Here is a 15385-nt window from a genome sequence, read left to right on the forward strand (position 1 = left end):
TTTAAACATGATCTGTGATCGATAATATTTGATACAAACTAACTACAGATTTAAATATTACGACAACAAATACTTAGTAAAGCGGAAAAATAAACCTTAAAAGGGAAATGCTTTTGCCACATGTTTTTGTATTCGATTATTTGTAAGCCTCTGATTAACAGTAAATTTAAAAATTAATTTTGAACATCAATATTAGTAACACTTTCAGTTTTGTTTTCTTCTACTCCAATAGTTACTAGCTGACTTACACTTGTAATATCTCCGGGGCTTAAGCCAAGATCATTGTTTTTGTCGGCAACAATAGTGATGTAATAATCACCGGGGTGTAAATACGAATAGAAAACCTGATTTTCTCCATTGGCATAAGTTGGAAAATGCAAGATGGTATCATAAGCATCAGGATCGGTTGTGAAAAATCCGTTACTGTCGGTTAGTGGTTTTTTAGATAGGTAAGCCAGCAAAACATCATTTGTGATTTGCGAATTCCTAGTAAGGTTCAATGTTAATGTTCCCAGTCTAGGGTGTTCTGTAATGGTAAATGGATCTCCCGATTGTGGAGCCAGATCGTAAACTGTTGCACTTGCATCACCTTGTGATAGGAAGGTGGCAGAAAGAGGTTGTTCATTTCCTGGAATCACATACAAGAAATCTTCTCTAAAGCCTTCCGAGAAATCCCAAGCGATTGTGTTTTGAGGAAATCCTGTAGCCGTTGCTGCATCTTGCGAAAGCTCCAAATCTCTTTTCTTTGCTTTGAAAGTCATATGCCTTGTAGGAACAGGGTTAAGACCTAAACGACTTGTGTAAGCATTAAAATATAAACTGTCGTTTTTAAATCGTAACTCAAAGAACATGGTTCCTTTTCCTCCCTTTGCATCTACAAAACGAAAGTATTTTTCATTCGAAGCTATATTACTAATACTATCCATCACAAAATAAGAGGTTCTGTAGATTCCGTTCAGTAAACCTCCGTTTCGCGCCATAATGGTACGAGTATTCTTAAAATCGGTAACAAAGAAAGAGGTTAGTAAGTTTCCGTTGGTTCCTCCTTCATGAATACCGTGAATGTGAGAAGGAGAAATAGCTCTGTAATCAAAGCCAAACCAAGGATAGTCATCTGCGATTACTAAGTTTCTACCAGTCCAATGTCCTTGCATTTTTTCTAGAAAGTCGAAACCATCTACATTAATATTAGTAGGTACTACCTCTGCTACAGGGGTAGTAGGATTAGTAGCATTACCTCCGGTAATATCCCGAATCCCATCCTCACAACTGAGAAAGGAAAAAGCAAGTAGGGCAATGATAAAATGTGTTTTAATTCTCATGTGTTTTCTTTTTTTTGATCCAAAATTCTTTTAAGGGTTTGTTTCTTATGTAGGTGGTTACTTCTAGAGTATCCGAACTTTTTTGCTTGATCACCAAGTCTTTTTTAGTCATAGTGGCTCCTGAAATAGCATCAATGTATACACTGTCTTTGCGCTTGATCTTGTGTAAAAAGATGTCTTTTTCAGTTCCTGTTCCTTTGTACACATAGGTGTCGTCATTGTAGTATTGTATTTTACCAACAATTCTGTTGTTATACTCCTCAATAGCATAAGTTGCTCGATAATGAGGGCTTTTTACTTCCCATATACCAATCAATTCTTTGGGTTTTTGAGTGCAGAACAAAAAGCCAAACATCATTAAAAAGACAAGTCCTTTTTTCATACATAAGATTTACATGACAAAAGTGTGAGAATTCTCAAAGAGGTTTTTTGACCTATATCAAAATCGAAATTTGAAAAGCAAATTAGTTTTGAATCTTTAAAAAATGATAACTTTATAGAGAAACAAAGTGTATGAAGAACTCTGTAAAGTGGAGAACAGTTATAGCGTTAATCCTAATGTATATTGCCATTCTAATGAGTTGGGAATGGGCTTGGGGTGTTTTGTTTCTCTACTGGGTGATCCCAGATCTTTTTTCAGGAGTCACCTATTTTGTTGAGCCTATTTATAAAAATGAAAATCCAAATCTGTATTGGGTAATTGTTATTAGTTGGATCCTTTTGGCTTTATACTCTTTGTCTGATTTGGTTGTAAACATCAACCCGTACAGCTTATGAAAAAATGGAAAACAATTTTGGCTTTGATCTTTATGGCCATAGCAATTCTATTAAACTGGAGCTGGTTCTGGGCTATTTTTATCCTCTTAGGATTGATTCATGTTATTAGAAGTGGAGAGATCCATTTTGTAGAATCGGTTTCCAAAAGAGAATCGCCAAGACTTTATTGGACGATGATTGTTATTTGGTCTCTTTTAGCTTTATACTCAATGCTTAATTATTTAGATATTTTGACATAGGTCAAAACGATAACGGATTAGTATAAAGATCTTTGTATCAACTTAAAATTAGAAAGATGAGCAAAACAAGATTGATAGTTTATTCTATTGTAATTGTAGCAACCATAGTTGGTATTCCCCATTATGTGGCTGAGAACTTTACCATTACAGAGTATAGTAGTGAAGCTGTAGATCGTTTCTTTTACATTTTTAACGACCTCAGTGTCTTATATATTATTGTGCCATTTTTTGTACTTGAATTAGTAAGGTATTTAGTTACAAAAAGATTAAATAAAAACCTGGCATTAGATTCGGTTGCCAATATCTTAACGGTAGGTTTTTTTACTGTAATCAATTATATTTTAGGACTTTTATTCGCTACAAAATTATATATATGGGCATCGGAATATAGCTTTTTTGATGAGCTTCCATTAACTTGGGTAACCATAACATCCTGTATTTTATTAGCTGATTTTTTATACTATTGGGAACATAGATTAATGCATGAGCTAGCAGCAGGTTGGGTTACACACACTGTTCATCACAGTTCACCACACTTTAACATGTCTGTAGCCTATAGATTTGGGCCTTTAGATGGCTTTTTCCCATTATTCTTTTCTGTGCCGGCGGTTATGCTTGGGTTTAATCCATTCTTAATGTTAGCAGCAGAATTATTTGTGCAAACTTTTCAAGCAGTATTGCACACAGAAATTATCGGAAAGTTGTTTAAACCAATCGAATATATCTTTAACACGCCTTCACATCATAGAGTACACCACGGTTCTAACAGACAATATTGGGATAAGAATTATGCAGGAATCTTAATCATTTGGGATAGAATGCTAGGTACTTTCGAACCTGAAAAAGAAAAGGTGATCTATGGAATTTCTGAGCCTTTAAACAGTGTAAACCCTATCAAAGTATTTTTTCACGGAATCACTCGTTTTTCCCATAAATTAAAGCATACAAAAGGATTTGGTAATAAGTTGTTGTCCTTTGTAAAAAGACCACATTGGATGCCTAAAGGACAAACGTATCCTCCACAAGCATCAGATAAATAGAGCTGTTTAACCCTAACAAATTATCAGAAAATGAAAATAGCAAATATTACATTTAAAGTTTTAGGATACATTATCATTCTCGGTGGCTTGGCATTACTTGTGCTTTTCGCTCTGTATCCGTCAGAGTATGAAATGGATTACTACACTCAAGAAGAATATGTTGAAGGTAATTCTGTTGTTACCCAACCTACATCAGAAGAAAAGACAAAGGAAACTACAACTATTGAAAAAAGCACAACAGAACAAGAAGCAATTTCGCTTACCGGAAAATGGAAAGTGACTTACAAAAGTTTAGAAGGTTCGATAGTATATGATATTAAGAAAGAAGGAAAACTGTTTAATGCTTACACTTCTGAAATTCAAGATGAAAACGGTTACGGAGAAAAAGTAACAGCAGTAAAAACCCTAATCATTAAATCTTTTAACGGTAAAAGAGGAAAAGGAACTTATAAAGTTGAGTTTGAAGGGAAAAAATACAATGTGCCATGTAAAATTAAACTGATTGATAAACACACTTTTCAATTAAGTTATGATTACTACGGATACAAGGATACAGAAGTTTGGAAAAGAGATTAAAATACTTAGATAATGAAATCAAAAGTATCTAAGAAAGAAGTATTCTACTTTGTTGCAATCATGCTTATTTTTTTAGCAGGTACGATTGTTATGCTACTCTATAGAATTGAGAACATTTGGATTTGGGTTGGATATGTTACTGTATGGACATGGCTAGAAGCTAGTGTTGCGAAGAACATCCGATTGAAATGGTGGGTGTGGGCGTTGATTATTTTAGGAATCTGTTGTATAGATCTCGCAATTATTAGTTCTATAAACTATATATAAAAACTCATGAAACAGAATAAATTCATATGGGCAGATTTGTCCAGTTATCACCCTGAGAAAACGAAGCGATTTTATGAAAAGATCTTTGGATGGAAATATTACTATAGCTACTCTTATTATACAGCCTATAAAGGAACTAAAGAAGTTGTTGGGCTGTATGAAACTCCCGAAAAGTTTCAGCAAATGAAGATGCCTTCTTTTTGGATGTCGTATATACAAGTTGAAAGCGTATCTGAAACTGTAGAAAAAGCAAGAGCATTGGGAGGGATTATAGAACTAGTGGATTTAGAAAATCCTATTGGAGGAGTGGCTTTGATTCGCGATACCTTGGGAGCAGGATTTACAGTATATGAAGGAAGTAGTTTGCATTCAAGAACCGTATCAGAGGAAAACACCTTGATTTATAATGAGCTTCAGGTTTCAGATGTTCAAAAAGTAGTAGAGTTCTATCAAGAACTGTTTGATTGGTCTTTTGATTGGCTCGACAATTTTTCTGTAGATGTGTATTGCAATTCTTCTGAAGAAAAAGTAGCAAGCATTCATCAGTTGGACAGTTCTATCCGAGGAAAGTATGAATATTGGGTTTGTACTTTTGGAGTTAAGGACTTACAAAAATCTGTAGACAAGGTTAAGAAAAACAATGGTATCATTGTTTTTAATGAAGGCAATAGAGTCATGTGTTCTGATGGCTCAGAAGCATTTTTCTATATACAGCAAGTATAGTTCTGTTAGGTTTTAGTTGATATTTACAGGGTATTAAAACTGAATTTCAGCATTCACTTTTTTACCCTCTCTGTTTACCACAACTTTTGCTTTGTCACCTTTATCAAATATAGATAAAGCTCTCATATAGCTCATCATATTAGTAATGGTACTATCACCTAACTGAATAACTACATCTCCTTTTTTAAGCCCTGCTTTTTGAGCCGGTTTTCCTTCAGAAACACCGTCTATTCTCATTCCTTTTCCTTCGTATAAGTAATCAGGAATCACACCCAAACCAACTTTAAAACGAGGAGTACTCTCGCTTTCATTCTTAGTTTTTCTAAAAGCTAATTTTCCATTGTCATTCAAATCAGTGATCACATCAAAAATGTAAGAAGAGATCTTTTCCATTCCTTCGTAATTCAATTTATCTGAATCATCACCCGGCTTGTGATAATCGGAATGCTGCCCTGTGAAGAAATGCAATACCGGAATGTCTGCCAAGTAAAAACTTGTATGATCGCTAGGTCCAACTCCTGATTCATTTTCGATCAATTTGAACTTGTTGTTATGTGCTTTCAACACCTGTTTGAACATAGGAGATGTTCCTGTACCGTAAACAGCTAAAGTGCTATCTTGTTTCAAACGACCTACCATGTCCATGTTGATCATATAACTCACAGCTTTGGTATTGATTGTAGGGTTTTTTACAAAATAGTTAGAACCTAATAACCCCATTTCTTCACCGGAAAAAGCCATGAACAAATAATTATTATTTGTGTTTTTGCCTTTTAGCTTTCTGGCAAGATCCAACATTACAGCTGTTCCACTAGCATTATCATCCGCCCCGTTATGAATGGCTTTGATAGAATCTCTGTGAAGAGAACCTTCCCCGCCGTAACCTAAATGATCATAGTGTGCACCAATGATTACCGTATTCTCAGCGTTGTTGTTAATGAATCCGATTACATTTCTACCTGTAATGGTTCCGTCTTGGTTTTTAACAAACTCTACTTCTTTGTGTGGATCAGTTTTCGGTAAAAACGAAAACTCTTGATAAAAACCATGGGTTCCTTTAGGACTTACTCCTATCTCTTCGAATCTTTTTACAATATAGTCGGCTGCTTTTTTCTCACCTTCTGTTCCGGTTTGTCTACCTTCCAAAGCGTCGTCTGCTAAAAAGGAAACGTCATTTTTTATGTTGCTTTGATTTGTAGGTTTATTTTGGCAAGAGAATGATACTGCAGCAATGAAAAAGAATAGGAATGCACGGATTTTCATGAGATTAAATATTATTTTTACTCAAAATTAGGGAATATCAAGCATATTAAAAATTACCATATGAAATTTAGGATCTTATTATTACTTCTCGTTTCAACCATTGCTTTTGGATGTAAAGGAGAAGCGGTTAAAAAAGAGGAAAAGAAAAAAGAATTAGTTGCAGGAAAAGACTCATTGATCTATCCTGAAGAAGTTCACTTTAAAAGCATTCGTCAAATCACTTTCGGAGGAGACAACGCAGAAGCATATTGGAGTTTTGATGATAAGCAACTGATCTTTCAATCGAACAACGCAAAATGGAATGTAGGTTGTGATCAAATGTTTTTGATGAATGTAGATGAAAATTTCAAAGAGAAAATGCCACCTATGATCAGTACAGGAAAAGGACGTACAACATGTGCTTACTTTTTACCGGATAATAAGCATTTTGTATATGGATCAACTCATTTAGGAGGAGATGAATGTCCGCCTGCTCCATTGCGTAAAAATGGAAAATATGTATGGCCTATTTATGAGAGCTACGACATTTTTGTGGCTGACTTGGAAGGAAATATTACAAAGCAATTAACTAATGAACCGGGATATGATGCAGAAGCTACCGTATCGCCAAAAGGAGATAAGATCGTGTTCACCTCTATGAGAAGCGGTGATTTAGAATTGTATACCATGAATATTGATGGGACTGATGTAAAGCAAATTACTAACGAACTTGGATATGATGGAGGGGCTTTCTTTTCGCCAGACGGAACAAAATTGATCTTTAGATCTTCTCGCCCAAAAACAGAAGAAGAGATCAAGAATTACAAAGATTTATTAGCGCAAGGATTGGTAGAACCCACAGAAATGGAATTGTATATCTGTAATGCAGATGGTTCTGATCTACGTCAGTTAACCAATTTAGGAAATGCCAATTGGAGTCCGTTTTTCCATCCATCTGGAGAGAAGATCTTATTCTCTTCCAACTTTGAAGCAGAAAGAGGATTCCCATTCAATTTATATATGATCGATATTGATGGAAAGAACTTAAAGAGAATTACACACGGTGAAACCTTTGATGCATTTCCGGTATTCTCTAATGATGGAAAATGGTTGACTTTTTCTTCCAACAGAAATAATGGTGGAGGTAGAGATACCAATCTGTTTATTGCGGAGTGGCAAGAATAACAGAATGTCACCTCGAGCGTAGTCGAGAGGTCTCCAAAAATTTATAGTTTAGACAACAAAACCAACAGAAATTTTTCTGTTGGTTTTCTATTTTATAGTTAGAATATATTTATCATTTTATAACAATAGCAGGGGCCTTGTCACCTACATCTGGATGATACCATGAAGCAGTATCACAACTTTCACAACACCAGTGATCACTAGCGTTAGCAAGCATTCCTTGTGCTTGAGAGCTTGATAAATTATAAGTTATTTGCCCTGTTTCACCATTATAATAAGCGCAAGTTCCAGTACCACCGTTAATTTTTTGTAGTTCAGCTCTAGATAAAGTTTCCCCAAAGTTTAAGATTTGTTTTTTCATAGAATTATATTTTAAAAGTTTATGTAAGCTTCTTAGAGGTGTGAAATTTTAAAAATAGTGTGAATTACTTTTTAATCTTGTACAGTAACAGTTCCCTGTTCAACATTAGGGTTTGGGCTATACCATGAAGCAGTTTTACAAGTTGTACAGCACCAATGATCGCTAGCATTAGTAAGCATTCCTTGTGCTTGAGAGCTTGATAAATTGTAAGTTATTTTACCAGTTTCCCCATTGTAATAAGCACATGTTCCGGTACCACCGTTAATTTTTTGAAGTTCAGCTCTGGATAAAGTTCTTCCGAAGTTTAAGATTTGTTTTTTCATAAGTATGCAATTTTTAAATGTTAGAAATCTAAAAGTACAAAAAATATGTACTCCTTTTTGTATAGGGCTGATAAAGCTTTGTTAAGCTTTTTAAGTAAAATGATCTTTAGTTTTTATTACGCCTTGAAATAAAGTATCTTTGCTCGCTTGAAGATAGTTAGAGAATGAAGAATATTAGAAACTTTTGCATCATCGCTCATATCGACCATGGTAAAAGTACGTTGGCAGATAGATTGTTAGATTATACAGGATCTGTTACTGAACGTGAGAAACAAGATCAGTTGTTAGATAATATGGATCTTGAGCGTGAAAGAGGAATTACCATTAAGTCGCACGCGATTCAAATGGAATACAAACACGGAGGTGAAGAGTATATCTTAAACTTAATCGATACTCCGGGTCACGTAGATTTCTCTTATGAAGTTTCTCGTTCTATTGCCGCTTGTGAAGGTGCATTGTTGATTGTAGACGCAGCACAAAGTATTCAGGCACAAACCATTTCTAACCTATACTTAGCCTTAGAAAATGATCTAGAGATCATTCCGGTATTAAACAAAGTAGATCTACCTTCTGCAAACCCGGAAGAAGTAACCGATGATATTGTAGATTTATTAGGATGTGATCCGGAAGAAGTAATTCCTGCCAGTGGAAAAACTGGATTTGGAGTAGATAAGATCTTAGAAGCGATCATCGAAAGAATTCCGGCGCCGGAAGGAAATCCTGAAGCACCGTTAAAAGCATTGATCTTTGATTCTGTATACAATTCTTATAGAGGAATTGAAACTTACTTTAGAGTGATTGATGGTTCTATTAAAAAGAATCAGCAGATCAAGTTCATGGCTACAGATAAGCAATATGGAGCCGATGAGGTTGGAACTTTAAAGTTAAATCAGGTGGTAAAGCAAGAGATCAAGACAGGAGATGTAGGATACTTGATTACCGGAATTAAAACAGCCAAAGAAGTAAAAGTAGGAGACACCATTACAGATGCAAAGGATCCTACCACAGATATTATTGAAGGATTTGAAGATGTAAAACCAATGGTATTTGCGGGAATTTACCCTGTAGATACAGAAGATTATGAAGAATTAAGAGCTTCTATGGAGAAGTTGCAATTGAACGATGCATCTTTAGTTTTCCAACCGGAAAGTTCAGCAGCTTTAGGATTTGGTTTCCGATGTGGATTCTTAGGAATGTTACACATGGAGATCATCCAAGAACGTTTGGAGCGTGAGTTTAATATGACAGTGATCACAACGGTTCCTAACGTATCGTATCATGCTTTTACCAAAAAGAATCCGGACGATATCATTATCGTAAATAACCCTTCGGATTTACCGGATCCATCTAAGTTAGATCGAGTAGAAGAGCCATATATCAAAGCCTCTATTATTACCAAAGCCGATTTTGTAGGGCAAGTAATGAGCTTGTGTATCGAAAAACGTGGACAGATCGTAAATCAAACCTATTTAACTCCGCAAAGAGTTGAATTGATCTTTGATATGCCATTGGCAGAGATTGTATTTGATTTTTACGACAGATTAAAAACAGTATCTAAAGGATATGCTTCTTTTGATTACCACCCAATTGGAATGCGTAAATCAAAACTGGTTCGTGTAGATATGTTATTGAATGGGCAACCTGTAGACGCACTTTCAGCATTATTACACGCAGACAATGCATACACTATTGGAAAGCGTATTTGTGAGAAACTAAAAGAACTGATTCCTAGACAACAGTTTGATATTCCTATTCAGGCAGCAATTGGAGCAAAGATTATTGCCAGAGAAACTGTAAAAGCACTACGTAAAGATGTAACAGCAAAATGTTACGGAGGAGATATTTCTCGTAAGCGTAAACTATTGGAAAAGCAGAAAAAAGGTAAGAAACGTATGCGTCAGGTTGGAAATGTTGAGATTCCACAGCAGGCATTTATGGCAGTACTGAAATTAAATGATTAAGAAGCAAAGAGTAAGGAGAAAGGAGTAAAGATCCTTTGCAACTCCTAATACTCTTTCTTTAACAATTTTTTCTCTTTTTTTTCTTCTTTCTTCTGACTTCCCGGAAAGACCAAAGGCGTACTTGAAAAAGTGGTTCCAAACGTTACGTTAGCGCTATATACCTGACTGATGGCATCTTTTACCTGAGCTTCTGTTAACTCTTTTAAAGGATGAATGAAAACAGACCACAACACATCATCAGCAATTGCATATTTAGCATCCAACACACTATGGAAGTTGGCTACTAATGCTGCACTTTTCAACTTTTCATCCAAACGCTTTGCCTCTGTAATAGGAGAAATAATTCGCATTCGGTTGTGATTGGTGTCTGTGATACAGATGAAGACAACATCTTTGATCTTGAACTGCCAACGACCGTTATTTCCTTGAATAGAATCGGCAACACTTTCTATGATGGTACCCATTTTTTCGGCATTCATATTTTGAGAATAACCGGTATACAAACCAAAAGTAATAGCGAGAAGTAGAAAGACTTTTTTCATCTGTTAGGAATTTATAAGTACCTATTTAGACGAAGCGAATTTTAATTCTTTACTCTCTTGATTAAATTGACAATGCTTGGAATTGAAGCTAAAAAAGAAGAGATTCCTAAAATCACACCGTAGTTTATGCTATTATGGTTTATTCTTCGTATTCCATCTTGACATGCAGTACATGAAACAACAAGTCTATTGGCATCCAAAGCTGAGATTGATATGAGTGCTATCGAAAAAATAGATAGATACAAGATGCAGTTCATTGCAATTCTTCCGAGTTTTTGATTGATAATTGCAAATCCTAGAAGCATAATAGAAAAGGTGAAAGACAAAATAAACGTAGGTGAAGGAAAAAGATGAAATCCTTTACCCAAAAATACAATTTTATCATTGGTAGACCATCTGTATAAATCGAAGATCGTTATTCTTAAAAACGAATCTAGTAAAAGCGACAAACCAATGCCGATACTGATAAATAATATTCCGACAAGAAGATACTTTTTCATAACAGATCATTGTCAAATTTTCATATTAACTCATTGAATCATTTTCTCATCAATTCATTGATCATTGTTCTAACCACTTTCTAAATTCAGCAGTAGTAGATGAGCTGGTCATTACTTTTTCTTCGGCACCCCTAATGGTAATCAGTAAACGATTCTTAAAATGACTCTCAATATTTTCGATAAAATCAATATGAATGATCTCACTTCTATTGATCTTAAAGAACTTATTAGGGTTTAATTGTTCGTAGATAGATCCTAAACTTTGAGAAATAGGATGACGTTTCCCGTACATATCTGTAGCCAAGCAAAAATCTCCTGAGGCAGAGATCATGCTAATATCCGTAACATTCAATAGTTGAATTCCCTTAGGCTTTTTTACAACAAACCTCTTTTTGTAATTCGCATGTTCGTCTTGCAAAGCCGATTTTAATTCAGAAAGTGTATTTGTGTTTAAAGGATTGTAATCTCCTTGTTGAAAAAGAGCTTCGTATTTCTTGATTGCCTTAGAAAAATCAGATTGAGAAAACGGTTTTAGTATGTAAGCAATTCCATTGGTGTTAAATGCTTGAAAGAGGTACTCATCATGAGCAGAACAAAAGATAATCGGACAATTGGGATCGCTTTTGTCGAAGAGATCAAAAGAAGCACCGTCTAACAGCTGAATGTCCGATAAGATGAAATCGTAAGTATTCTTGTGCAAAAGATCTTGACCATCCTTTATGGATCGTGCCCAATCATGTGTATATGGGCTGCTGTAATGCTCATTCAATGAAGAGATGAGTTTTTGGTATGCAGGTATTTCGTCTTCCAGAATTAAAATATGCATGTTACTTATTCACTTAATTTTATGATGGGGATAGTCACGATAAACTCTTTTTCTGAATTCTCTACGAGTACTTTCTTGTCTGAAAGTAACTGATAACGAGTTTTCAGGTTTTCTAGTCCGGTTCCAAAAGATTCATTCTTTGCAATAGCTGTAGATCTTGTGTTGCTGATCTTTAACCAACTATCTTCAATGTAGATTTTTGTATTGATGGTTTGCCCTTTTTCAGGTTTGTTGTGCTTTACCACATTTTCCAACAAAGCCTGTACCGCTCCGGTAGGAATAAACTTATCTTGCACAGCGCTCAGAATCTTCAAATCAAAATCATAATCACTGCCAAAGCGAGTTTTGATCAAAAAGATATAATTCTCTGCCAATTGGATTTCCTCTGAAAGTTCCATCACCTCAGAATCTTTGGTTTGTATCAGATAACGGTAGATTAGTGACAGTCGGTTAATGTATTCTTTTGCTTTTTCAGAATCACTGTCAATCAATGAGTCTAATGTATTCAGGTTATTAAATAAGAAATGAGGGTCTATCTGAGAGCGTAGTAGTTTTAGCTCATTTTCTTTTTGCTGTTTTTCTATGGTGATTAGCTCGGTTCTACCTTCATAGAACTTTTTAGTAAGCAAGATTCCCAAAGGAAAAGCAACCAATTCTCCACCAATATCAACAGAAATTAAAAAGAATTTTAACCCTCTTGGAAACTTAGCCCAGTCATTTTCTCCGGTCCAAAAACCACTAGTATAATCAATAGCCCCGGTAATGAATAATGCCAACAATCCGTATATAATAAAGGATACATATCTTTTTTGCTCTACGATGTATTTTGGAATCAACCAAAACGTAAAAAAATAAATGAGGGTTATAGAGAATATGAGGCTAATGGGAATGTCTATCAGGAATTCCAGTAAAACATTCCCAGCTGAATAATAATCATAGATCTCCAAAACAGTTGATACGCCAAAAAAGGCTGCAAGTAGTAAAATATCTGATCTGTTGAGCTTGCTATTCATGATTCGGAGCTAAAGATACTAGTTATTATCATTAATACGATCCTCTTCTTCTCTTGAAGAATTTCTACGACTCTTCTTCTTTTTCCCAAACTGAGAACCAAAGCTGTAGGTTAATCGTAATTGAATGTTTTGTCTTGATCCATTGCTTTCTACACTAGCATTTCCATTTCCGTAATCGATGGTTCCTACAAAACCTCTGTTTAGCATTTTGTTGAATCCTAAGTTTGCTCGTAGCTTATCATCCATAAATTTCTTACCGAAAGAGAAATCTAAATTAGCTAACCAATCTACATCTATTTGTCCTTCCAAAGCACCGGTTCCGTAGCTACCGCTTAATTCAAAATTGATATCCCAAGGCAATTGGTAACTAGCTTGTACAAACCAAACCAGATTCCATTTGTTCAAATCTAAATTGTAAGTGGATGATTGGAAATCTGTATTGGTTACAATAACTCCTGTGTATCCTTCCAATCCTTTGATCAAGTTTAACGGAGCAAATAATCGGAAATTCCAGTTTGTATTGTCTTCAACATTTACCTCTCTCTGACGAATTTGCGCAGTTGCATTGTCTTGTTGAATCAATTGAAAGATCACATTGTTTGTTTTGCTATACCCAACGGTAAAGAAAGGTTGACCATCAAAAGTTAAATTGAATTGATAGTTGTTGGTGAAAGCAGGTCTCAAATTAGGGTTTCCTTGCCCAGCAGAAAATGGATCTAAGAATGTTTCAAATGAGTTTAAACTGTTGTAAGAAGGTCTTTGAATACGGTAGCTATACGATAAGCTAGCACCTAAATTCTCGGTTAGCTTTCTACTGATAGAGGCACTTGGAAATAATTTTTGAATTGGTCTCTTTTGTACTTCTTCAACCAACATGTTGTTGTCCATAAATCTTGAAGTCCCTTCAGTATTACTATCTTCATAACGCAATCCTCCTGAGAAAGACCATTTTCCAAAAGTAGCATTAACCTTAGAGTAGAGAGCAAAGATGGTTTCATCGATTAAGAAACGACTGCTTTGGTCTTCCAAGAAATCAAAACCACCTGAAATATTCTCTACAAAAGATTGTAGATCGTTATCTGTACTTACAGAAGCATATTTACTACCTAAGCTTAACTTAAAGTTTTCCGATATTGTTTTTGAGTAATCTGCTCTATAAGTTCTGATGGTATACTTACCATCTTGGATATAACGTCTGTTATCAAAAGGAACTGTACTTCCAACTACATCAGAAAGTACATTGGTGTTGTCATTTCTAAAGTTGATATAATTAAAGTCGGCAATCAATCTTTCGCTATCCGTGTTGTACTCATAATAAGGATTAATGTTGTAGTCTACACGCTCTCTATCAAAACTGTTTTCAGAAAGCAAAACTTCTCTATTGGTTGCATCAGAAATAAATGTAGTACTGGCAGATGTTCTTTGAGAATTTCTGTTGTTCAACCTTCCTCCAATACCAAAAGAGTGTTTATCATTAATATAGTAGTCTACATTTCCTGAGAAACTGTAGTTGACAGGATCATAAGGTTCACGAGTTACTTGATCATAGGTTTCTGCCCCTACAGTTCTTACTAAGAAAAGATCATCTCTCCAAGTAGGTCGTGAATGGTTGATACTGGTTTGCCAGTTTAATTTGTTCTTATAGCTGGCAATAGAAGCTCCGGTTCCGTACTCGAATCCTTCATCTTCTCCAACCCACGCGTTTACACTTCCGTGAGTTCCCAATCGAACGTTTTTCTTTAAGATAATGTTAATGATAGCTCCAGTACCCGAAGCATCATACTCGGCTCCCGGCTGTTCAACAACTTCGATCTTAGCGATATTATCGGCAGGAAAATCTCTTAACAAAGTCTGAATATCCATGTATTCAGTAGTCTTATTGTTAATCAAGATTCGTACTCCTGAGTTTCCGGCTATGGTAATTCCGTTATTGGTAACCAAAACACCAGGGATTTTTCTCATAACATCTTGCAAATTGGTATTGATCATTTCAGATTTTTCCAGATCAACGATCAATTTTTCAGCAGTTTGTTTGATTACCGGGCGTTTGCTTTTAACAACAACCTCATTCAAAGTTTGACTTTCTTCTTTTAAAACAACATTTAATGTTTTGTTATTGGCAAGCGTAAACTCTTTGATCTTTTCTGTAGCAAAACCTAACATGGAAATTTCTATTCTGTAGGTTCCGGCGGCAATGTTTTCAAAAGAGTACTCTCCTTCATCATTAGAAACAGTTCCCTTAGGATCTGCATCACTACCCACTTTGTACAATATAATATTTGCATAAGGCAGTGCTAGATTTTCTGAGTCGGTGATTTTTCCTTTGATGCTATGCTGTGCAAAAGCAGATAAAAAGGTAAAGAATAAAAGTAAGGTTGTTGTTAAAAGTCTCATAGATTCATTTATTTTGATAGGACAAAAGTGATTTATTGAATGGTGTGGAAAAATCAAAATCTGATCAAATGGGGTAAAATTCCGGTGAATTGAT

General features: G+C 35.2%; 18 protein-coding genes. 8 read left to right on the top strand and 10 right to left on the bottom strand.

What is annotated here, in order from left to right; genetic code table 11:
• Positions 1-173: 173 nt before the first annotated feature.
• Positions 174-1322, bottom strand: coding sequence for a hypothetical protein (locus tag ACFSRZ_RS07745; RefSeq protein WP_379665969.1), 1149 nt, complete (start codon positions 1320-1322; stop codon positions 174-176).
• Positions 1312-1704: a hypothetical protein gene (locus ACFSRZ_RS07750; RefSeq protein WP_379665970.1), complete on the bottom strand. Its 393-nt coding sequence runs from the start codon at positions 1702-1704 to the stop codon at positions 1312-1314. Before ACFSRZ_RS07750 ends, ACFSRZ_RS07745 begins: the two co-directional genes overlap by 11 nt.
• Positions 1705-1835: 131 nt before the next feature.
• Between ACFSRZ_RS07750 and ACFSRZ_RS07755 the strand changes: the two genes are divergently transcribed.
• Genes ACFSRZ_RS07755 through ACFSRZ_RS07780 form a run of 6 tightly spaced genes read left to right on the top strand, consistent with a single transcriptional unit; the run spans position 1836 to position 4944 of the window.
• Positions 1836-2099 carry a hypothetical protein gene (locus ACFSRZ_RS07755; protein ID WP_379665971.1) on the top strand — a complete coding sequence of 88 codons (264 nt, stop codon included), beginning with the start codon at positions 1836-1838 and terminating at the stop codon, positions 2097-2099.
• Positions 2096-2338, top strand: coding sequence for a hypothetical protein (locus ACFSRZ_RS07760; RefSeq protein ID WP_379665972.1), 243 nt, complete (start codon positions 2096-2098; stop codon positions 2336-2338). The genes ACFSRZ_RS07755 and ACFSRZ_RS07760 overlap by 4 nt, the downstream gene beginning before the upstream one ends.
• A 56-nt stretch (positions 2339-2394) precedes the next feature.
• Positions 2395-3378 (top strand): sterol desaturase family protein, encoded by a 984-nt coding sequence (locus ACFSRZ_RS07765; protein ID WP_379665973.1) that lies wholly within the window; start codon positions 2395-2397, stop codon positions 3376-3378.
• A gap of 30 nt (positions 3379-3408) precedes the next feature.
• A complete protein-coding gene (locus ACFSRZ_RS07770) occupies positions 3409-3954 on the top strand; it encodes a hypothetical protein (RefSeq protein WP_379665974.1) in 546 nt (181 codons plus the stop codon).
• 12 nt (positions 3955-3966) lie between these two features.
• Positions 3967-4221, top strand: a complete 255-nt coding sequence (locus tag ACFSRZ_RS07775) for a hypothetical protein (protein ID WP_379665975.1) — start codon at positions 3967-3969, stop codon at positions 4219-4221.
• A 6-nt stretch (positions 4222-4227) separates the two neighbouring features.
• Positions 4228-4944 (top strand): VOC family protein, encoded by a 717-nt coding sequence (locus ACFSRZ_RS07780; protein ID WP_379665976.1) that lies wholly within the window; start codon positions 4228-4230, stop codon positions 4942-4944.
• A 33-nt stretch (positions 4945-4977) separates the two neighbouring features.
• Here ACFSRZ_RS07780 and ACFSRZ_RS07785 read toward each other — a convergent pair whose 3' ends face one another.
• Positions 4978-6207, bottom strand: coding sequence for a M28 family peptidase (locus ACFSRZ_RS07785; protein ID WP_379665977.1), 1230 nt, complete (start codon positions 6205-6207; stop codon positions 4978-4980).
• A gap of 60 nt (positions 6208-6267) precedes the next feature.
• Between ACFSRZ_RS07785 and ACFSRZ_RS07790 the strand changes: the two genes are divergently transcribed.
• Positions 6268-7371 (top strand): TolB family protein, encoded by a 1104-nt coding sequence (locus ACFSRZ_RS07790; RefSeq protein WP_379665978.1) that lies wholly within the window; start codon positions 6268-6270, stop codon positions 7369-7371.
• A 112-nt stretch (positions 7372-7483) separates the two neighbouring features.
• On the opposite strand, the gene ACFSRZ_RS07795 is transcribed toward ACFSRZ_RS07790, so the two are convergent.
• Together ACFSRZ_RS07795 and ACFSRZ_RS07800 are read right to left on the bottom strand one after the other, a co-directional pair.
• On the bottom strand, positions 7484-7732 hold the full coding sequence (locus tag ACFSRZ_RS07795) for a hypothetical protein (protein ID WP_379665979.1): 249 nt from the start codon (positions 7730-7732) through the stop codon (positions 7484-7486).
• Between the two features lie 71 nt (positions 7733-7803).
• Positions 7804-8055: a hypothetical protein gene (locus ACFSRZ_RS07800; RefSeq protein WP_379665980.1), complete on the bottom strand. Its 252-nt coding sequence runs from the start codon at positions 8053-8055 to the stop codon at positions 7804-7806.
• A 164-nt stretch (positions 8056-8219) separates the two neighbouring features.
• Here ACFSRZ_RS07800 and lepA point away from each other — a divergent pair, with 164 nt between their 5' ends.
• Entirely contained in the window at positions 8220-10016 is a 1797-nt protein-coding gene (gene lepA / locus ACFSRZ_RS07805; protein WP_379665981.1) for a translation elongation factor 4, read from the top strand.
• A 44-nt stretch (positions 10017-10060) separates the two neighbouring features.
• Here the strand turns inward: lepA and ACFSRZ_RS07810 are convergent, their stop codons facing one another.
• From ACFSRZ_RS07810 to ACFSRZ_RS07830, 5 genes are all read right to left on the bottom strand, one after another.
• Positions 10061-10558, bottom strand: coding sequence for a hypothetical protein (locus ACFSRZ_RS07810; protein ID WP_379665982.1), 498 nt, complete (start codon positions 10556-10558; stop codon positions 10061-10063).
• Between the two features lie 41 nt (positions 10559-10599).
• Positions 10600-11058: a hypothetical protein gene (locus ACFSRZ_RS07815; protein WP_379665983.1), complete on the bottom strand. Its 459-nt coding sequence runs from the start codon at positions 11056-11058 to the stop codon at positions 10600-10602.
• Positions 11059-11119: 61 nt separating this feature from the next.
• Positions 11120-11884: a LytR/AlgR family response regulator transcription factor gene (locus ACFSRZ_RS07820; RefSeq protein ID WP_379665984.1), complete on the bottom strand. Its 765-nt coding sequence runs from the start codon at positions 11882-11884 to the stop codon at positions 11120-11122.
• A 5-nt stretch (positions 11885-11889) separates the two neighbouring features.
• Positions 11890-12897 (bottom strand): sensor histidine kinase, encoded by a 1008-nt coding sequence (locus ACFSRZ_RS07825; protein ID WP_379665985.1) that lies wholly within the window; start codon positions 12895-12897, stop codon positions 11890-11892.
• Positions 12898-12915: 18 nt separating this feature from the next.
• Positions 12916-15291, bottom strand: coding sequence for an outer membrane beta-barrel protein (locus tag ACFSRZ_RS07830; protein ID WP_379665986.1), 2376 nt, complete (start codon positions 15289-15291; stop codon positions 12916-12918).
• Between the last annotated feature and the right edge of the window lie 94 nt (positions 15292-15385).

The organism is Pseudotenacibaculum haliotis (assembly GCF_042684245.1).
Classification (GTDB): domain Bacteria; phylum Bacteroidota; class Bacteroidia; order Flavobacteriales; family Flavobacteriaceae; genus Polaribacter; species Polaribacter haliotis_A.